The organism is Rhizobium sp. SG741, assembly GCF_012275435.1.
GTDB lineage: Bacteria > Pseudomonadota > Alphaproteobacteria > Rhizobiales > Rhizobiaceae > Rhizobium > Rhizobium lusitanum.
Genome location: NZ_JAAZQP010000001.1, coordinates 717,332 through 735,559, shown reverse-complemented (window position 1 = coordinate 735,559; position 18,228 = coordinate 717,332). Strand labels below are relative to the sequence as shown.

The 18,228-nt window shown below is 61.0% G+C and carries 27 protein-coding genes and 2 pseudogenes; 15 read left to right on the top strand and 14 right to left on the bottom strand.

Translation table 11 applies throughout. The features are described from left to right. Positions 1-68: 68 nt before the first annotated feature. From FHT29_RS03810 to FHT29_RS03790, 5 genes are read right to left on the bottom strand one after another with little or no spacing between them, the layout of a single operon-like run. Entirely contained in the window at positions 69-461 is a 393-nt protein-coding gene (locus FHT29_RS03810; RefSeq protein ID WP_168599189.1) for a DUF302 domain-containing protein, read from the bottom strand. Between the two features lie 12 nt (positions 462-473). Further along, entirely contained in the window at positions 474-896 is a 423-nt protein-coding gene (locus tag FHT29_RS03805) for a DUF983 domain-containing protein (RefSeq protein ID WP_168599188.1), read from the bottom strand. Positions 897-925: 29 nt separating this feature from the next. After that, entirely contained in the window at positions 926-1,390 is a 465-nt protein-coding gene (locus FHT29_RS03800; protein ID WP_168599187.1) for a nuclear transport factor 2 family protein, read from the bottom strand. A gap of 9 nt (positions 1,391-1,399) precedes the next feature. Next, complete coding sequence (locus FHT29_RS03795; protein WP_168599186.1) at positions 1,400-2,029, bottom strand: pyridoxamine 5'-phosphate oxidase family protein; 630 nt, start codon at positions 2,027-2,029, stop codon at positions 1,400-1,402. A 38-nt stretch (positions 2,030-2,067) separates the two neighbouring features. Beyond that, the gene (locus FHT29_RS03790) at positions 2,068-3,036 is read right to left on the bottom strand and encodes an MBL fold metallo-hydrolase (RefSeq protein WP_168599185.1); all 969 of its coding nucleotides are present in this window, start codon (positions 3,034-3,036) and stop codon (positions 2,068-2,070) included. A 395-nt stretch (positions 3,037-3,431) separates the two neighbouring features. On the opposite strand from FHT29_RS03790, the gene FHT29_RS03785 reads away from it, so the two are divergent. The 6 genes and pseudogenes from FHT29_RS03785 to FHT29_RS03760 all read left to right on the top strand — a co-directional run. After that, complete coding sequence (locus tag FHT29_RS03785; RefSeq protein WP_168599184.1) at positions 3,432-4,259, top strand: response regulator; 828 nt, start codon at positions 3,432-3,434, stop codon at positions 4,257-4,259. A gap of 28 nt (positions 4,260-4,287) precedes the next feature. Further along, complete coding sequence (locus FHT29_RS03780) at positions 4,288-4,869, top strand: chlorite dismutase family protein (protein ID WP_168599183.1); 582 nt, start codon at positions 4,288-4,290, stop codon at positions 4,867-4,869. A gap of 278 nt (positions 4,870-5,147) precedes the next feature. Further along, a complete protein-coding gene (locus FHT29_RS03775; RefSeq protein WP_168599182.1) occupies positions 5,148-5,918 on the top strand; it encodes an alpha/beta hydrolase in 771 nt (256 codons plus the stop codon). Between the two features lie 41 nt (positions 5,919-5,959). Further along, on the top strand, positions 5,960-6,904 hold the full coding sequence (locus FHT29_RS03770; protein ID WP_168599181.1) for an AraC family transcriptional regulator: 945 nt from the start codon (positions 5,960-5,962) through the stop codon (positions 6,902-6,904). A 32-nt stretch (positions 6,905-6,936) separates the two neighbouring features. Further along, on the top strand, positions 6,937-7,485 hold the full coding sequence (locus tag FHT29_RS03765) for a peroxidase-related enzyme (RefSeq protein WP_168599180.1): 549 nt from the start codon (positions 6,937-6,939) through the stop codon (positions 7,483-7,485). 67 nt (positions 7,486-7,552) lie between these two features. Then, a pseudogene (locus FHT29_RS03760) lies at positions 7,553-7,822 on the top strand (efflux RND transporter permease subunit); the annotation flags it as partial. A 10-nt stretch (positions 7,823-7,832) separates the two neighbouring features. On the opposite strand, the gene FHT29_RS03755 reads toward FHT29_RS03760, so the two are convergent. Both FHT29_RS03755 and FHT29_RS03750 read right to left on the bottom strand, forming a co-directional pair. Next, positions 7,833-8,090 carry a hypothetical protein gene (locus tag FHT29_RS03755; RefSeq protein ID WP_168599179.1) on the bottom strand — a complete coding sequence of 86 codons (258 nt, stop codon included), beginning with the start codon at positions 8,088-8,090 and terminating at the stop codon, positions 7,833-7,835. Positions 8,091-8,109: 19 nt separating this feature from the next. Further along, the gene (locus FHT29_RS03750; RefSeq protein WP_246702981.1) at positions 8,110-8,382 is read right to left on the bottom strand and encodes a hypothetical protein; all 273 of its coding nucleotides are present in this window, start codon (positions 8,380-8,382) and stop codon (positions 8,110-8,112) included. On the opposite strand from FHT29_RS03750, the gene FHT29_RS03745 reads away from it, so the two are divergent. Continuing rightward, entirely contained in the window at positions 8,381-8,605 is a 225-nt protein-coding gene (locus FHT29_RS03745; protein WP_168598926.1) for a hypothetical protein, read from the top strand. The two genes, FHT29_RS03750 and FHT29_RS03745, sit on opposite strands and share 2 nt — an antisense overlap. A gap of 357 nt (positions 8,606-8,962) precedes the next feature. On the opposite strand, the pseudogene FHT29_RS03740 reads toward FHT29_RS03745, so the two are convergent. The 6 genes and pseudogenes from FHT29_RS03740 to FHT29_RS03715 form a co-directional block, all read right to left on the bottom strand. Then, positions 8,963-9,347: pseudogene (locus FHT29_RS03740) on the bottom strand (DUF6130 family protein). 117 nt (positions 9,348-9,464) lie between these two features. Next, complete coding sequence (locus FHT29_RS03735) at positions 9,465-9,848, bottom strand: response regulator (RefSeq protein WP_168599178.1); 384 nt, start codon at positions 9,846-9,848, stop codon at positions 9,465-9,467. Between the two features lie 4 nt (positions 9,849-9,852). Then, the gene (locus tag FHT29_RS03730; RefSeq protein ID WP_168599177.1) at positions 9,853-10,506 is read right to left on the bottom strand and encodes a response regulator; all 654 of its coding nucleotides are present in this window, start codon (positions 10,504-10,506) and stop codon (positions 9,853-9,855) included. Continuing rightward, positions 10,503-12,809 (bottom strand): PAS domain-containing sensor histidine kinase, encoded by a 2,307-nt coding sequence (locus FHT29_RS03725; RefSeq protein WP_168599176.1) that lies wholly within the window; start codon positions 12,807-12,809, stop codon positions 10,503-10,505. The genes FHT29_RS03730 and FHT29_RS03725 overlap by 4 nt, the downstream gene beginning before the upstream one ends. Positions 12,810-12,878: 69 nt before the next feature. Further along, a complete protein-coding gene (locus tag FHT29_RS03720; protein WP_168599175.1) occupies positions 12,879-13,622 on the bottom strand; it encodes a CbtA family protein in 744 nt (247 codons plus the stop codon). A gap of 10 nt (positions 13,623-13,632) precedes the next feature. Further along, positions 13,633-13,839 (bottom strand): CbtB domain-containing protein, encoded by a 207-nt coding sequence (locus FHT29_RS03715; protein ID WP_168599174.1) that lies wholly within the window; start codon positions 13,837-13,839, stop codon positions 13,633-13,635. Between the two features lie 166 nt (positions 13,840-14,005). On the opposite strand from FHT29_RS03715, the gene FHT29_RS03710 reads away from it, so the two are divergent. Genes FHT29_RS03710 through FHT29_RS03680 form a run of 8 tightly spaced genes read left to right on the top strand, consistent with a single transcriptional unit; the run spans position 14,006 to position 17,241 of the window. Next, a complete protein-coding gene (locus tag FHT29_RS03710) occupies positions 14,006-14,362 on the top strand; it encodes an SH3-like domain-containing protein (RefSeq protein ID WP_168599173.1) in 357 nt (118 codons plus the stop codon). Then, positions 14,349-15,023 carry a nitrile hydratase subunit alpha gene (gene nthA / locus FHT29_RS03705; protein ID WP_168599172.1) on the top strand — a complete coding sequence of 225 codons (675 nt, stop codon included), beginning with the start codon at positions 14,349-14,351 and terminating at the stop codon, positions 15,021-15,023. Before FHT29_RS03710 ends, nthA begins: the two co-directional genes overlap by 14 nt. After that, positions 15,020-15,352 carry an SH3-like domain-containing protein gene (locus FHT29_RS03700; RefSeq protein WP_112643342.1) on the top strand — a complete coding sequence of 111 codons (333 nt, stop codon included), beginning with the start codon at positions 15,020-15,022 and terminating at the stop codon, positions 15,350-15,352. Before nthA ends, FHT29_RS03700 begins: the two co-directional genes overlap by 4 nt. Continuing rightward, positions 15,334-15,783, top strand: coding sequence for an aquaporin (locus FHT29_RS34375; protein ID WP_246702980.1), 450 nt, complete (start codon positions 15,334-15,336; stop codon positions 15,781-15,783). The genes FHT29_RS03700 and FHT29_RS34375 overlap by 19 nt, the downstream gene beginning before the upstream one ends. Before the next feature lie 35 nt (positions 15,784-15,818). Continuing rightward, complete coding sequence (locus FHT29_RS34370) at positions 15,819-16,034, top strand: hypothetical protein (RefSeq protein WP_246702979.1); 216 nt, start codon at positions 15,819-15,821, stop codon at positions 16,032-16,034. A 36-nt stretch (positions 16,035-16,070) separates the two neighbouring features. Further along, positions 16,071-16,586, top strand: coding sequence for a cytochrome P460 family protein (locus FHT29_RS03690; RefSeq protein ID WP_168599171.1), 516 nt, complete (start codon positions 16,071-16,073; stop codon positions 16,584-16,586). A gap of 30 nt (positions 16,587-16,616) precedes the next feature. Beyond that, entirely contained in the window at positions 16,617-17,015 is a 399-nt protein-coding gene (locus FHT29_RS03685; protein ID WP_168599170.1) for a nuclear transport factor 2 family protein, read from the top strand. Then, positions 17,008-17,241 carry a hypothetical protein gene (locus FHT29_RS03680; RefSeq protein ID WP_168599169.1) on the top strand — a complete coding sequence of 78 codons (234 nt, stop codon included), beginning with the start codon at positions 17,008-17,010 and terminating at the stop codon, positions 17,239-17,241. Before FHT29_RS03685 ends, FHT29_RS03680 begins: the two co-directional genes overlap by 8 nt. Before the next feature lie 263 nt (positions 17,242-17,504). Here the strand turns inward: FHT29_RS03680 and FHT29_RS03675 are convergent, their stop codons facing one another. Continuing rightward, positions 17,505-18,197, bottom strand: coding sequence for a DUF599 family protein (locus FHT29_RS03675; protein WP_168599168.1), 693 nt, complete (start codon positions 18,195-18,197; stop codon positions 17,505-17,507). Positions 18,198-18,228 lie beyond the last annotated feature (31 nt).

Here is an 18,228-nt window from a genome sequence, read left to right as displayed (position 1 = left end):
CCGTTGTGGCCTCTTGATCTGGAGTATTCCGCTTTGGTGGGCCGCGGTCTTTCCTATTCGTCAGATGATTAGCGGCAGCTCGAAATGCAGCCCGCGTCGGCTATCGTCCGCTGGGCGCTGTCGAAGCGAGCCGCGTCCGGGCCTTTCACGCCGAGCGCTTCGAACATTTCCGCGAGAGGATGATAAGCAATCGCGGCCCGGTCTCCGGGCAGTTCCCTGATGAGCATGCGCAATGGGAGGTCGAGAGCTGTCAGCGGCGTCTCTGTCATCACAGAGGTCCCGACTTTCGGGTTGCCGTAGATGAGAACGCGCGTCTCCGGCATCGACAGCCCGTTTTCACGAGCGGCTTCCGCGTGATCGATTTCAGCGAAGATCGTCAGCCCTGCTTTGCCGATGGCGATCTTGATCGCCTCCAACGCTTCGTCGAAATTATGCGTCGAACGATGTTCAATCGGCTTCATGAACGACCTCCTCTAGTCGGCATTGATTTCGTCGCCCTTGGATAGTTTGCCTTCCCCGGCCTTGTAGAAATACTGGGAAGCGACAAGCCAGCCTTTCAGAGGCCGAAGTGGCGGAATGCATGTCGCAAGCAGGAACGGCCCGGTTACGAAGATCTGCGTCCAAATCGACGCATTATGCGCGACCTCCAGCCACACTGAGAGCAGCACCGTCGGAATGCAGGCAAAGCAAATGACAAAGAAGGCCGGGCCATCCGCGGGATCGGCGAAGGAGTAGTCGAGCCCACAGACCTCGCAGTTTGGACGAAGCGTCAGAAAGCCCTTGAACAGATGGCCTTTGCCGCATCGCGGACAAAGGCCGCGAACGCCCGTTTGTAGGGGCGGGAGCGGAGGGTAGTTGTCGTTCGTGTTCGTATCGACGTGAGTGCGCTTGGACATCTGCCCTCCTAGAAAGGTTTCCTACGGCGCTAGAAACCGTAATGGCTCAATCCCCAATGCCCGTCCGGGCGGCGGCCGGCCGGCCACTTGAAGGCGCGGTCCGTTTCCTTAATCGGATGCTCGTTGATGCTCGCGTGACGGTACTTCATCAACCCGTCGGCGTCGAATTCCCAATTCTCGTTGCCATAGGCTCTGAACCAGGTGCCACTGTCGTCGTGGTGTTCGTAGGCGAAGCGGACGGCTATGCGGTTTCCTGAGAAGGCCCAGAGTTCCTTTATCAGCCGATAATCAAGCTCCTTCGCCCACTTCCGAGCAAGGAATGCCTCTATCGCCGGACGACCAACCACGAACTCTGCCCGGTTCCGCCAGCGACTGTCGACCGTGTAGGCAAGCGCGACTTTCGCAGGATCCCGAGTGTTCCAGCCGTCCTCCGCGAGCCTGACCTTCTCGGTCGCGGATTGAAGCGTGAAGGGAGGCAGTGGCGGGCGTGTCATTTGTCGTCTCTATCCATGATTGTTGGCAACCGCTTTGAGTGCGGCGACTTCGGCTTCCAGTTCCCTGATGCGAGCGTCTCTGGTCTCGATTGCCTTGAGCACCTCGTCGGCCTCGAACCGAAGCGGGATGTGCTGCGGGCAGTTCGCGTCCCAGCCCGTAACATTGAAGAGCATCACCTGCTCCGGTCTCGCGGCGTAGCCTTCCGGCATCAGCTGCTTGATCAGCCCCTTGTCGCCTTCGACGACCCTGGCGGTGCCCCAGATTTTAATCCGGGATCGGCTGCCATAGTCGATGAGGAACAAGTGGGCCTTATCGTTCTCGATCAGGTTTCCCTGCGATATGAATTGCCGATTTCCCACGAAGTCCACAAACCCGATCGTTGTGTCGTCGATCACACGGAGGAAGCCCGGAGGGCCGCCGCGATGCTGGATGTATGGCTGGCCCTCGGCATTCACCGTGGCCAGGAAGACGCTGATCTGCTTCTCGATGTAGTCCCTTAATTCGGGTGTGATCCTGGTCGCCCACCCACCACGGTCTTCCATCCTCGAATACGAACGGCGTGATCCTTTGCGTTCCTGGATTGCCTTCACGGTTTCCGTGAACGCAACGTTGCTCGATACCTGACGCGCGGTGTCCATCGTCACCCTCCTCCGGCTGCCCTCGGGTGAGAATGCCTTCAGACGCCTTCGTAGACAACACGAGTGAAGAGCGCCGGAGGGATCACCCACTGGCCGAACTTGGCATCCCACTGCTTGGTCGGGTTGGCCGCGATGGTCTCCTCGACGGAGCGGCCCGCTTTCTTCATCTTGGCCACCTTCTCCCTGGCACCGACCAGCATGTCCAGCCAGACCTTGATGTCCTCGCGGTTCGCGATGTCGCCGTGACCGGGAATGACGATGGTCTCCTTGTCGATCATCTTGAGGTTCGCTTCGGCAGCGGCGATCTGGCCGTCGATGCTGCCGCCCGTCGAAGAGTCGATGAAGGGGTATAGACCGGTCCAGAGCGTGTCGCCGACATGGATCACGTTGTCCTCCTCGAAGAAGACCGAGATGTCGCTGTCGGTGTGGGCGGGGCCGTAGTATCTGAGCCTGATGGTCTTGCCATCCAGCTTCAGCGTTTCCTCGTCGCCCTTCATGAGGCGGGTCGGCAGCGCGCCCTTCGGGGACGGAGGGAAGTCGAAGTTCCAGTCTTCGACGCGAGTGGCGGCTTCGAGATACTTCAGGGTGTTCGGATGCGCCATGATGGCCGCGCCTTCCGAGTTCAGCCACTCATTGCCGTCGGTATGGTCGAAGTGCCAGTGGGTGTCGATGAGATGGGTGATCGGTTCCGGCCCGATATCGGCGAGAGCCTTTTCGAGGCGTGGACGCGTGGCGGTGATCCCGGCGTCGACCAGAAGCTTGCCGTCATTGCCAGTGACTACGGCGACGTTGCCGCCCGATCCCACCAGGACGTTCAAGCCGCCGCGGAGTTTCGTGGTCGCGATGTCGGCCTTGGCCGCAGCCTCACGGATGATCAGGACCTGGCTCTTGGCGGCCGCGAAGGCCTCGCGGGGCGTCAGCCACGCGCCCGTGGCGGCAACCGTCGCGCCGCCAAGGCAGCAAAGGCAGAAACCGCGTCTTGAGAATGCGTAGTCGTGCTTGGTCATCACCCACTCCATTGTTGACTGTGTGCCTGAAGAAGTGCCACCACGCTGGGAGGAAGCGTGGTGGCGACCTCGATCCAAATCCGGCCAAGCTTTGATCGAGGGAAGCTGATCGGTTGACCAATACTCCCACCCGCCGACGATCACGAGGTAGTTGTCGTGAAGCCCGGTGAGATCCCGTGAGATGCCCGAAGACCTCCCGAAAACCTAGACTATCGTCGAGTCAAGATCGACCTTGGCCGTGTTCCAGCGACAAGAGTCGGATTGTTCGTGACTGCCTGCAGAGCTACCGTGCCCACGCGATCATATTCATGTCGATGCCTCCGCCGGGGAAAGGACGATGCTTACTTCGCATCCCCGTCATGCGGCGACATCCGTAGCCGACCGGGGAGTCAGCCATGCAAGTTCCGTTCGCAAGTTCGACGCGTCCCACGTCTCGTGACGCCAGGTCACAGTACCTCAACGAAGCCCCGCGCGACGCAAGCGATGACGCCATCCGCTTCGGCCGCTTCTGCGCCGTCCCGCACGCGCGACAGCTCCTTATGGATGGACGGCCGCGCGAGATCGGCGGCCGCGCGTTCGATCTGCTCATGGTCCTGCTCCGATCTAACGGCGGCATCGTGAGCAAGGAAGAAATCTTCGACGAGGTGTGGCCGTCGATGGTCGTCGAGGAATGCAATCTCCGCTTCCAGATCGGATCGCTTCGCCGGGCGCTGGGCGACCACGGAGACATGATCAAGACCATAGTCCGTCGCGGCTACATGCTCGTCCGAGACGATACGGTGATCCCAGAGGGCGGCGGCGTCCCTTCCCTGGGCATCGTACAGCAGTCGGCAATTGACATCGTAGAGAAGGTCGACAAGGACAAGCCGTATATCGTCCTAATCGACGACGACGACGGCGTGCGGCGCGCCATAACCGGGCTCCTCCGGTCGGTCGGCCACTGCGTGGGATCGTTTCCCTCGGTGAAGGCCTATGTGGAAAGCGACAGTGTGCATCGCGCGGACTGTCTGATACTCGACGTCGGCCTCCCCGGACAGAGTGGCTTGGACTTCCAGGCCGAACTCATGAAGTCGGGTCTCCGTCAGCGGATCGTCTTCATCAGTGGCAACGCGGACATTCCGATGTCGGTTCGGGCCATGAAGGCTGGCGCTGTCGAGTTCCTGACGAAACCAGTGCGGCATCAGGATCTGCTGTCTGCGGTGGATATGGCCATCAACGCCTGATCGCTGACCAGATTCCATGGAGCTTCTCATGACCGATTTCGGCGCACCGAACCCGAGAGCAACGACGTTTGTTGGCGGCAACCAGGGTGAATGGATCGTCGGTTCGCAGCGCGCCCTCTTGGGATCACCGCTAGCTGCGGTATCCCGAGTGGCCATGCTTTCAGGGAACGGCCCGGCGGAAGCATCCGGCGCCGCCTGGGTCCTTCGCGGGGTCGCCACCAACGATCGATACACCACACGTGACGAAAAGCGTTCGCTCGTGGAAAGGCAGGCGCCGATCGGCCGCCCGGAAGCGACGAGAGCCGCTCTCATCCTACTGCGAAAGTCCGCCGACTGGTGGGCAATGACACAAGACGAACGCCGCGCCGTTCTCGAGGAGCAGTCGCATCATATTGCGATAGGACTGCGCTTTCTGCCCGCTGTCGCCCGGCGGCTGCTCCACTGCCGGGATCTGGAAATGGATGCGCCCTTCGATTTTCTAGGCTTCCTCGACTTCGCTCCTGCCGACGAGCCCGCATTCGAAGACATGCTGAGCGAACTCAGGGCGACGAAGGAATGGAGCTTTATGGAGCGCGAGATTGACATCCGCCTGGCCAAGGACACCGAGTGAGGTCCAACTCAGGGTCTCCTTCTCGTAGGCGTAGACCGCGCGTGACCGCGTTGGCCAAGCTGATGATGCTTTTGGACGAAGCCCCCGGTACCGAGGGCACTGCAGGGGGATGACCTGCGGTGCCCTTTTTGCGCCGAACACCCTCCTGCCCGCCCAACATCGTCTCACACCCATTCCCGACATCTCACACTATCTCCGCGCCGCAAGATGTAGCGTCACCTCAATGAAACCAGTGCCATAGGGACGTTCGGATCCCGGCGCTCATAGAGGTGACATCCATGAAGAAGTTCCTTTCAAGCACCGCAATGTTGACGGCGCTCCTGCTGAGCGGATCAGCGGTCGCCGCCTCCAAACCGACCGTCGTTCTCGTGCACGGCGCCTTCGCCGAGTCCGCGAGCTGGGACGGCGTGGCTGCAAAACTCCTGAAGGAGGGCTATCCAGTCGTCGCTGTCGCCAACCCTCTGCGGGGTCTGAAATACGACTCCGATTACGTCAACCAGGTGCTGAAGTCGATCAAAGGCCCAATCGTCCTCGTCGGTCACTCCTATGGTGGGTCGGTCATCAGCGACGTCTCGATCAAAGATACTGGGGTCAAGTCGCTGGTCTTCGTGTCCGGTCTCGCTCCCGAGAACGGTGAGAGTGTCTCCCAACTGGGCAAGAAGTTCCCCGGCAGCACACTGGGCGGCACGCTCGCACCGCCTGTCCTTCAGCCGGATGGCAAGCACGACCTCTACATCGAGCAGAGCAAGTTCTGGAAACAGTTCGCCGCCGACGTCCCCAAGGACAAGGCAGCGCTGATGGGAGCCGAGCAGCGCCCGATCGCGGCAGAAGCCTTCGAAGAGCCCTCGACAGAACCCGCATGGAAGTCCCTGCCCTCGCACTTCATCTACGGCTCCGAGGACAAGAACCTTCCTCCCGCACTGCATGCCTTCATGGCCAAGCGCGCCAACGCGAAGGAAGCGGTCGAGGTCAAGGGATCGTCCCACGTCGTGATGATCTCGCACCCCGACAAGGTCGCAGCGATGATCGAGCGAGCCGCCGCCGACTAGGCCCGTAGTCCCCGCAGAGCAACTACAAACAGGAGCATGACATGCACCCCGATATCGCCATCAAGGTGAGCCTGGGCATGACAGGCGACGTCTTCGAAACGTTCGACGACTGCCTGCATGTCGAGCACTACCAAGTCGCTGACCCCGATATCTTCCTTGCGAAACTCACCCGTGAGAATGGAAGCCGCGCGATCACCACTTCGCTCAGCGCTGGAGCTGGCACATTTATTCTCGCAGACCGGGATTCCGAGCTTCGCCTCGAGCAGAAAGGCTGCGTTCTCTACCAGGGTGTACTGGTCGAGGACAGCATCGCCTTCATCGAAGGCTCCGATCCCATTTCCGTGGAGCTGCAGTCGGATGCTTGCCTGTACGTCCTAACGTTCCTGGGCGAACGGCACTCCTGGCCTTGCCCGGTCATCGGCGGCCGCTTCAACATTCGTGACGAGCGTCTGTCGGAACTGATCGATGACGTGTCGGAAAGCTCAGCGGCGCGAAGAAGCGACCTTGCGCGCGAATTCTCGACACTGGCATTCGAGCGCTATCAGTCCCTGCCCCGCGTGCATCCCCTGTCCACGTGGCGGCTGAACCGAGTGCGGCGGCATGCAGAAACGAGGCTCGACCAGCGCCTGACCCTCGAAGAGCTGGCGGACGTCGCGGGCTTCTCGCGCGCGCACTTCGCCGCCACCTTCAAGGCGGCCACCTCGATGAGCGCACATGAATTCCTTCTGCGTCTCCGCATCCAGGAAGCCGCGAAGCTGCTGATGGGAACGGATCTGCCACTCGTGGACATCGCCCTGCAATGCGGGTTCCAGAACCAGCCGCATTTCACGACGGTCTTCAAGAAGATGACATCCGTCACCCCGCGCAGATGGCGCGCTCGCCGCGGCCTTCCCACGCCGTCGGTTCCGGGGCTTCGTCGACGCAATGCCACGACCATCGATCTCCCGGTCATCGACCCCGATCGTCCATCCCACGAGCTGCACTAGCGGCACCTAACCCTTTCTTGAGGAGTCCTGACATGACACACGTAACCCTGCATCCCTCGATCGAAGCGGCACCCGAGGCTGCTCGCCCGACACTCGAGGCGATCAAGAAGCAAATGGGCGGCGTCCCGAACGTCTTCCGCATGATGTCCAACAGTCCAGCGGTGCTAGAGGCCTATGCGGGGCTCAACGGCGCGCTTGGCAAGGGCAAGCTGGACAAGAAGATCCGCGAGAGGATCGCACTTGCCATCGCCCAAAGGAACGGGTGCGGCTACTGCCTCGCCGCTCACACCTACACTGGAACCCACGTGACCAAGCTCAGCATGGACGAGATCGCGGCAGCCCGGCGCGGCAGATCTTCGGATGCGCGTGCCGATGCTGCCGTGAAGTTCGCGGTCAAGGTCGCCGAGGAGCGTGGATCGGTGAGCGAGGACGAGCTGCATGCAATGAGAGCCGCTGGGTTCGATGACGAGGAGCTTCTCGAAATCGTAGCCCATGTCGCCGCAAACACGTTCACCAACTACATGAACGAGGTCTTCAAGACCGAGGTGGATTTCCCCAAGGTCGAGCACCACGCCGTCTGACAGAAGCAGTCGGCAGGTGACCGCCTCCCTGCCGACCGAGTGCAGCCGACGTCGATGGAGACCCAGCGCAGTCGAAGCCAGCCACCTACGGCTGCGGCCGATCCTCATGACTGCATTCGCTTTCATTTTCCGCGTCCTGCCGCTGGCGATCGCCACTGGTCCCGGGGCCGAGATGAGGCAATCCTTGGGAATTGCCGTTTTCAACGGGATGCTTGGCGTGACCTTCTTCGGGCTTTTCCTGACCCCCGTTTTCTACGTGGTGCTCAGGTCGCTGCGAAGGCGCCCGCTGGTGCGGCCGCATCCCAAATTGGAGATCGTGAGACAGAGCGAAGGCTGAGACGCAGCCTTCACTTCTCCAGCGGATTGCCGAACAGGTCGGCCGGGACAGCCGCCGTGTCGGCATCCGAGCTCTGTCGCTCTGATATGCTCCCGCCGAAGGTACGCACGCTCCCAGGCCTGCCCGCCCACAGGGCGATCGGAATTTTTTCACCTGCCTTGATGTCGCGATGTGCCACGAAGTAGCCGCGGTGATCCGGCGCATTCTCGTGTCCAGCCTTCTCGTTTTCGAAGATGCAGATCTCGCCGAGCTTTGGTTTGTAGGCCAATTTGGTTCCCCAGGCTGCCTCAATGAAGGGTACGAGACTGGCGTTCTGAAGACACCTCAGGTTCGTCGGATTCGTCCGAAGCGCCCTCGAACCGTTCGGAAAGGCTCGCGACATAGCTGATGCCCTGCTCTAGCAGGATCTCGGCGGCTCCAAGCATGTCCGTAGACGCTTCGATCGCGCACCCTCGTATCGAGCATGCGAGATAGATTGCGTTTCGGGCAGATTTTAGATCACCACGCTCGCCAGCATCCTCGGCGACGCTTTCCAACGCGCTCACCACGAGCGTGACCATGTCCGCTCTCTCTCCGGGTGACATTTCATTCAATGATCTTCCTGTCATGACAGCCATCCATTCGTGCGCGAGCAGGCGCGCGGGGGCGCTGCTGGCGATCTTATCGGTTTTATGGGGACAGTTTGGACGTGTTCGTCCGTCGTCGACACAATTGGTGATCGAAGAAGATGCCCGCAAGGCCGCGATCCATGCCAAGATGACAACGGAGACTTGCGTGACTTGATCGTCTCGGGGGATGCTAGTCGTCTGAGAAGCGGCGGGGTGGAGGAGCCTTGCGCCTCAGCGTAGCCTCGATGTCCAGGGCGAGCTTGACTCGCCTCGTGTGGAGTTCATCTGCGGTCGGCTCGGACGACGGGAGCACGCTTTCCGGCACTTGAAGAGCGCCGGCGGCGATGGGGTTGGGCAACTGAACGTCCTGCTGCGGCATGGCGATCTCTCGGCGGTTCGCATGGCGGAAAGAGGCCCCGCCGGGGAACGAGCGGGGCCTCTCATGAGGTGATCGCGGGCCTAAGCGAGGGGACGGCCTTGCGGTAGGGGCTGAGTTGAACCGCTGCGATCGCCTTGGGAGCTATGAAATTCTTCAGTCTGCGTTCAGGACGACGAACTCGATCGTCTCCGAGGTAATGACCCGATGCGTTGGATCCGCAAGCTCGATGAGGATCCGGTGTCGGCCGGGCTTCAGCCCGACCACGATAAGCGTCTCGCCACTTGCGTCGACGAAGTGCCACGGCAGGTCGTCGACCGTGATGTGCAGATGGCCTATCCTGGGGGAGACGTCGAGGGCACCCACTCCAAATACCGGGACGATGCGAATGTTCTCCGTCCAACACGCGCCCGTGTGACAGCGGTTCCGGCAGCGGGTCATCGACGACAAGCCGCGGTTCCGCTTCGTTCTCAATCGCGACCAACGGCGACGGGCCTTTGGCGTCTCGGGCACTCGGAAGCTTCAGACTGGCGTCGGCCATGGCGGTCTCCGAAATCTCCGGACCCTTGATCGCGACTTGTTCGTCCTGCGGCCCTTTAGTGGCTACGAGATTGCGCCTGTGATTGCCCGGAGTCGAGCAAGATGCGGTGAGGTGCCGTTAGGAGGCGTTTGCCAGCGCCGTCCGGATCGCCTGCAGCAGTTCACTCGGGCTCACAGGCTTCAGGAAGACCTTCATGGCCCCCGAGCTTTGAGCGCGGTCGCCGACTGCAACGTCGGAATGCGCGGTGATCAGGATGGAAGGGATGGCGACTGACATTCCGGCCAGCCGATCCAGGAGATCGAGACCAGAGATGCCGCCGAGCTGGATATCCGTGACCAGACATGTCGCGGTCTGCAGTTCGTCGGAGTCGAGAAATTCCTCGGCCGAGGCAAACGACGCCGCGTTTATGCCCGAGGCTCGCAGCAGCCCCCTCAAGGCGTCCCGCACGGGCTCGTCGTCCTCGACGCAGACCACGAGCGAAGGCTTTGTCATGGCGACCATAGGCTCAATCCTTCGCGTGGCCGAAAGGCTCGTTCAATTCCAGCAAGTCGTAGTGGCGCACCAGCTCCGGCAGGGTCAGCACATGCATCTTCTGCATCACGTTACCCCGATGGAGCTTCACGGTTGCCTCGGTGATGCCGAGGGCGGCCGAAATCTGCTTGTTCTTCTGACCTTCTACAACGCGGGCCAGCACTTCCTGTTCCCGCTTCGTCAGGGATGCGAAGTCGGCTCGTGCATTGCTGGCGGCTTGCTGCTTCAATGTGGTGCGGTTGTCCAGCTTCACCGCCCTGTTCACGGCGTCGAGAAGGTCCTGCTCGCGGACGGGCTTCGTCAGGAACTCAGCCGCTCCTGCCTTCATCGCCCGCACTGCGATCGGAACGTCGGCATGGCCGCTCATGAAGATAACGGGCCTTTGGAAACCGCCTGCCCTGACCTCCTCAAAGAACTCGATACCGCTCTGGCTGGGAAGCCGGACGTCGAGGATCATGCATCCCACGCTCGTCAGCTTTCCCTTGGCCATGAAGTCGGCGGCCGAGGAGAAGGCCGTCACGTTGAACTTCATAGAGCGCAGCAGGCCGACCAGCGACTCCCGGACACCGATGTCGTCTTCGATCACCACGATATGGCTGGCGCCGTCGTCGCGTGGCTTCTGGTTCATCTGCTTTCCCCTACAAACGGTATCGAGAATTCGAACACAGCGCCGCCTCCCGCTCTAGGCCGGGCAGACAGCGTGCCGCTATGGGCACTGATGATCGACTTGGAAATGGCCAGGCCCATCCCGGTGCCCTGCTGCTTGGTGGAGAAGAATGCTTCAAAGATCCGTTCCGACGCAATGGGGTCGATCCCCTCTCCTGTGTCCTCGACCCTCACCACGACGGATCGCGAACCGTCCTCTTCGGCGGTGAGATCGATCCTTCGCACACCGTCGTTGGCTCCGATGCCCTCGGCCGCATTCAGCATGAGGTTGAGAAGCACCTGCTGGAGTTGAACCTTGTCGCCCCGGATCGCCGGGATGTCGGGCGAAACGGAGACGGACACGTCGATCTGGCGGATCCGGAATTCGCTGCGCAGCATCGTCAGTACATGGGAGACCACTTCCGCGATATCGACCGTACCCATTGACGGTCGCGAGTTCCGGGCCATGCTCCGCACGTTCAGCAGCACGTCGCCCGCTCTCTTTCCTTCCTCGACAAGGCGCTCGGCCGCGAGCTTGGCTTCCGCAACGTCGGGAACGTCGCGGTCGAGCCAGCTCAGACAAGTTGCGGCGTTCGTGACGATTGCCATCAGTGGCTGATTCATTTCGTGAGCGATCGAGACGGTCACCGCCCCCATCGCCGTAAGCCTGTTCATCCGGACAATGTCTGCCTGCGCCTTCTGGAGCGCCTCCTCATTCTTCACTCGTTCCGTGATGTCGATGATGGCGCCGAACACTTCCGCCTCCTCCTCCGGGTTCGTCTCCACACGCGTAACGCAATGGACGTACCGGATCGAGCCGTCGGGCAGCAGGAGCCGATGCTCGATCTCCCAGGGCTGGCGGTCGCGAAGGCCCTTTTCAAAGACAGCGGCGACCATTTCGCGGTCACTCGGATGCACTCGCTCTCTGATCACCTTTGAACTCAGCGCCATCGACGTATCGAAACCGTAGATGTTGTAGGTCTCCTCAGACCAGACGACCTCTCCCGTCAACGGCTTGATCCGGTAGCTGCCGACGTGGCTGAGCTTCTGGGCTTCTGCGAGCGATGCCTGCGCGCGCTGCGCGTCCTCCAAGGAACTTCGTATCCTCTCCTCAGCAAGGCGGGTCTCGGTAACGTCCACGATCGTGCCAATATATGCGCGAGGAGACTGAACCTCGTCGAGGATGAGCCGCCCACGAGCATGTATGAATTTGACGGTACCATCCGGAAGCAGGAACCGATGTTCGACGTTCAGCTCCTCGCCCTGCAAGGCCCGTTGATGGGCTTCAGCAACCATCTGCCTATCGTCCGGATGAACGCGCGAACTTAGCGTTTCAAAATTGATCTCGTTGGCATCGAGACCTACGATATTGGCGCATTCGGGCGAACAGGTGAACACGTCCGTCGCCATGTCCCAGGACCAGGTGCCCGTCTCGATGATACGCTGGGCGACGGCCATCACCAATTGGCTCTGGGCAAGCTCGAACTCGATGCGCTTGAGCTCGTCGATGTCTGTGTTCACGCCGTACCATCGGACGACGTTACCGTCGTCATCCAGCAGAGGAACAGCACGCAGAACGAACCAGCGTGCCTCGCCGTCATGCCGGATCATTCGAGCCTCGACGCCTCCAGGCTTGCCCGAGGTGCAAAGATCCGTCCAGACCTTGATGACCTTGTCGACATCGTCAGGGTGAAATGCGGATACGAAGCCGAAGCCGACTGCTGTCTCGCGGGTGAGCCCGGTGTATTCGAACCACTGCTTGTTGCCGTCCTCAAATCCTCCGTCCGGTGCCCCGATCCAGGCAAGGGCTGGTATCATGTCCCACCCTAGCCTGGGGTCGTCTGCCGCCCTGACCGCAGTAGGGGCAGTGTCAATCTGGTCATGGAAATTGTTGGCAATTGCCGCGGCCGAGAATGCCGTCGCAAGCCACTCGAGGTCTTCGACCCGTGCAGGGGCCGCGCCGTCTGGCATTTCGAGATAGATCGCACCGTCATTCGGATCCGGCAGAGCGACCGGGAGGCAGACGATCGAGTGCCTGTTCCTGCCCCGCCCCGTCGATACAACCTCGCGTACCGTCGCTTCGTCGATGTCGAACGTTCCAAGCCTCCCGGATGACAACGCTACCGAAGAAGTGTCTGCCATTGCAGCCACCGTGAGCTCATTGCCCCGTGCTACGATGAGGAACCCGCGCCTTGCGCCGGACATCGTGACGGCAGCGCGCATGAATGGGCCGACGTCGTGGGCGTCCGACCTGCGTGCTTCCACCGCTCCCGAGCCCTCGTCCATCAGTGACAAAGCTCCATGTCTCTTCCGCCGAGCCACTCCGCCAAGATGCTGTAACGTGGGGCACCTGAATCAGGCATTCGGAATCCCGGCGTTTGCAGAGATCCTCGGCACCCGAGGGTCGAGGATGCGTTTTGCGAACTGTCCTAAGATTGCGCCAAGGCCACCCCAGACGATAAGCTGGAGAATTGCCGACTGCGCCCGGAATGTAAATAGAAGGTCGTCAGGGAAGCCGCTTGGCACTTCCTGAACATCCGGGAGGGCAGACACGAGGATCATCGCCATCGATGCGAAGGCGAGCGCTCCGGCTGGCACCGAGAGCATCCCGCCGTGCCTGCGCCGGATCAAGACGCCGATCCAGAAGGAAAGGGCCATCGAAACGAGGGATAGCAGAATAAGCAGGAAGTAGAGCTCGGTGCGGCTGCCGATCGTCTCGGCGCTACCGATACCAGGAGGATTGGCGGGATATTTCAGCTGCGGGACGAGAACAAGCGAGACATATCCCAATGATGCCAGCGTCCACACAGTCGATCGTGGCCCGAGCCCGAGCCGCCCGTGCAGGCATCCGAGGCCGATTGCCAGAATGCCGCCGAGCGCGACGCTGTAGCTTGCGATCCCCGTCAGGAGACCGAGATTGCGCTGAGTGGCCCGGCTGACGGTTTCCTCTTCCGCATTGCCGTGATCGGCAGCGCTCCCTTCTTCGAAAACGATGGCCCGTTCGACGGTCGGTTCGGAAAACGCTCGCGCGAAGCCGAAGGATAGGAGTGCCACGATCAAACCGGACAGCATCCCGGCAAGGAGAAGTCGCTGAAGCATAGCGGCATCCTCAGTGGCAGGGAAAGCCGAGCAAGTGACGGCCGTCGTGCACGAACTCGTGGACGGCGCTCCCCTGGACGAGTGAAGTTGCGCCCTGCTCGGCGCCGACGAAATAAAGGGTCATGAGCGAGAGAAGCCCGACGAAGACGACCCATGGAAGCAATTCGCCTGCGGTTAGCGGCACGGCAGGCGCCGGGTGGGTGATGATGTGCGTCATGGCAAGTCTCCTGAAGGATTGTGACGCCACATCATGAGCAGGATTCCGGACGCGATCTTTCGTATTCGTTCGATGCCGCCGCAAGTTCGAAATTCCGCCATCGCACGAATACGAAAGATCGATGCCTGTCTCGTTCGTACCCTCTTCGGGAATGCAGGAGGTAACGATGAACCCAACTTCCAGACATAGAAAGATCGCGGGCGTCGTCCCCGCCCCAGCGGACTTGCCGCGGCTGGGCGCCGGGCAGCGTGTCCGGGTCGGTGACCTGACTCCAGTCGGTCACTATCGCGTCCCCACTTACCTTCGTGGCAAGAAAGCGGTGATCGAGGCGATCATGTCGCCGCGGGCCGTCAACAACGAAGAGGAAGGGTTCGGGCGGAACGCCGGATCGCTTGGCGTCTACTATCGGATCGCCGTCCCGATGACTGAGATCTGGAAGGACTATGCCGGATCGCCCGGCGACAATCTCCGCATCGAAGTATTCGAAAACTGGCTGGAGGAGGTCGACGATGACCGTCCATGAAGAACAGGACCACGATCACGATCATGACACCGAGCACGAGCACCCGCATGCCGCGATCGAAACGACGGAGAAGCCGGGGTACTACGACATCATGGAGCAGGCCTTCCAGGAGCTGATGATCGAAAAGGGGTACATCGGCGCCGACGAAATCCGGCACCAGATCGAGGTTCTGGACTCCCGAAACCCTGCCCTGGGCGCCAAGGTTGTCGCCCGCGCTTGGACGGATCCGGACTTCAAGGCACGCCTGCTCGAGAACGGCCGCACCGCTTGCGAGGAACTCGGCATCACCTTCTACGACCTCACGGAGCTGATCGTCCTCGAGAACACCACCAAGGTCCACAATCTCATCGTCTGCACCCTCTGTTCCTGCTACCCGCGCCCAGTCCTCGGGCTGCCACCCGATTGGTACAAAGCGAAGCCCTACCGTGCCCGCGCGGTCTACGAGCCGAGAAAGGTGTTGGCGGAGTTTGGGACGATCATCCCCGACGATGTGGAGGTCAGAGTCAGCGACTCTACGGCGATCCAACGCTACCTCGTGCTTCCGATGCGCCCTCCGGGAACCGAAGGATATAGCGAAGAGCAGCTCGCCACGCTCGTGACCCGCGACGCCATGATCGGCGTGATCCCCGTACGGTCTCCAAACGAAGGAATGGCAGCATGACCGGAAGCGAACAACTTCTCAAACGACTGCCGAACGACATCGGCGGCCTGGAAGCACCTAAGATCGAGCAGACCGATCACGAACTCCTCCCCTGGGAGAAACGGTGCCACGCGCTCGCCGACGTGCTCGACTTCCACAAGATCATCAACACCGAGGAGAAGCGCCGCGGGGTCGAAGCCCTGGGTTCGGAGATGGTCGGCAAGCTCACATACTATGAGCGCTGGATCGCCGCTTTCGCCAACATCGCGTTCCAGAAGCGTCTGATCACACCAGAGGAGCTGGCCAGACAGATGTCGGCCGTGGAGGATCGATGGAGAGCTCACTCCTGAAGCTCGTGCCCCAGCGTGCCTCCCGCTGCTTCGTTGAGGACGACGCCAGCGCGCCGCTTGTCAGAAGGTCGCTCGCCGAAGCAGTTGGCACGATGTTGCTGATCGTGGCTGTGGTGGGCGCCGGAACAGGCGGAAAAGCTGCGCCCATCTCCTCTGCCATGGCCATTTCGGGCACGTTGATCGCGCTGATACTGGCACTGGGGTCGGTGTCGGGCGGCCACTTCAATCCGGTCATCACCGTCCTTCAGTGGCGCGCAGGACAACGCGGTCTCAAGTGCACGACCTGGTACGTGGCCGCGCAGATCCTCGGAGGCATAGCAGGCGCCGTCTTGGTCGATGTCATGTTTGCAGTCCCACCAGGCGCTCCGACTGCGGAGCTTCCGAACGTCGCCGCTATCGTGAGCGAGCGCTGTCTACATTCGGGCTCATGATGGTGGTTTTCGGCAGCAGCCGTAGCACCAGCAAGATGACAGGACCGTTTGCAGTCGGCCTCTGGCTTACTGGAGCGATCCTCGCCACGCCGACCGGATCCATCGCCAAACCTGCCGTTGCCATCAGTCTGCTCATGTCGCCGTCGAGCGCATCGGTGACGGCAGTCGCCCTCTTTATTGTGGTACAGTTCGCTGGCGGCACTCTGGCGGTGGAATGTGTCGATTTCCTTTATCCGTCCGCCGGACGTTGATGGGCGACCTGGCCAGATTTCCACAGGGAGAATACGATGTCGAAGACAGAGCTATTGGCCTCAACAGTTGTCCTGCTCGCGATCTCGGCCGCAGCCGCCAGCGGCCTTACGGGAGAAGCCTCGCCTATTTATGGTGTGAGGGTTCCCGAAGGATATAGGGAATGGCGGCTGATCACAGTTTCGCACGAAGCTGGCAAGAACAACGACATCAGAGCCGTCCTTGGCAACGACATCGCGACAAATGCCTTTCGGGAGGGCACCAGGCCGTTTCCGGACGGGACTATTATCGCGCGTCTGGCATACGTCTACGAGTCCTCTCCGGAGAACGACAAGGTTTTTCCCGCGCCGCAGTCATTTGTCGCCGGCGATCCGACCAATGTGCAGTTCTCTGTGAAGGACTCGAAGAAGTATGCCGACACGGGTGGTTGGGGCTACGGCCAGTTCGAGAACGGCGTCGCCAATCCCAGCGAGCCTCTGATCAAGAGCTGCTTCGCCTGTCATATGAAGCTCGACCCTTCGACCGATTACGTGTTCAGCCACTATTCGCCGTGAGGCCATCATGCCGAGCCATAGGAGGTAGCCGTGAGAACGAAGTGCGTGATGACTCCCGCGGAAACCATGTCAGCGATCCGGGACATGTGGCAGTGCGGTCGCGTCGATGAGGCTGCAGCCCACTTCGCAGAGAACGGCGTTCTCCTCGTTGAGCCAGACAGACAGGCCGTCGGACGCGTCGCGATAGGCGATGGACTCCGGGAACTGGCGAGCCGCCTTCGCTTCTTCGTGGTCGACGACCGCGTCGTGATCCAGCGGGGAAACATCGCCCTTCACCATGCGAGATGGACTGCTCGCTACATGATCGATGGCGCGCCCTCCGCCGAAGAAGTCAGCGGAACGACCGCGGACGTGCTCACGCTCCAAGCTGACGGGCGTTGGGTCGCAGTGGTCAACAACCCATGGGGAAGCGACGTCCTCGATGACTAGGTTTCATTTCCACATTCGCGTCGCCGAAGTGGTCGACCCAGACTACGAGGGCATTGAAATTCAGGCGAAAGACTGCGTCGCCGAGGCAATCTCTGTCGCTCGCCGAATTGTGGCCGAGGCAATGACCCTCGACGAGTCCGTTGGCGACATGACGTGTGAGATTACGGACTGCGACGGGAAGCTGGTAGCGGAGCTGCCCTTTCGGTGCTGCGCGCGGCTGCAGTGAGGCGCGCCGATACCCCAAGTTTGGCGTATTGTCCGGACATCAGGGTGGCACGTCGGCGGGCAGTCCACATCGCAAAGCCTCCATGATCGAAGTCGAGACATTGCTCGCCAGTCCGCCCTGCTGACCGACAAAGTTCATCGCGAGGCGCAGCCCCACGTACACCACTGACAATTTGGCCGCTATCAAGATCCTAGCTCTGCTCGAGGAGCTTGATCGAGAAGGACACCTGTTGCCGAACGCAAAGGCTGCTTAGCGGTCGCCGATCAATCTAACAGCTTCCGAATGGCCATGATCCCCTTCGCTGTGTCTGACCAAGATTGGCGCCATATCAGGAGGCCAACACCCAGCACAGTGGCCATGACGAATGGAATTGGTCCAAGAAACCAGAACGCCGCCGCCACAGTGAAGTAATAGGATCGAACACCGACGCTGAACGATCGGAGTGCCGGGTTGAGGACCATCGTTAGCGCTTCCGTCCATGCCGCAATATCGCGCTCCTCCTGCCGCGATGGACTGGCGCCGATTGCGGCAAGACAATAGTTGAGCTGCCGTACAGCCCAGATGAAATCGGACAGCCCACGCAGCAGCGTTGCGATTATCAGCAAGACTTTCGTCTGGAACAGCCATGCGGGATCCTTGGCCGCGAACACCGCGATGAGACCGTTGCCATTGCCATAGTTCGGCTCCATGAAGAGCGCGCCGCTGAGGCCGACGATGATGATCAGGTTCGCGGATCCGAAGAAGGACGCCGAGTTGATCGTGTGCCCCAGGATGGCGGCGTCGCCGATGAAGTTGTTGTCGCGGGTTAGGGTCTCCCGCATCCACGCAGATCGCACGCGAACCATGTCGACTGAAAGGCTGTCGTTGGGCCGCGGCCAGCCCAATGCCATCAACGGTTCGATCGCAATCCACACCAATATGAAAAAGGTGATCGCAGCTATATTGAGCGCGTCCATCAGGTTCCCCGGCCGAGTTTGTCCGCACACT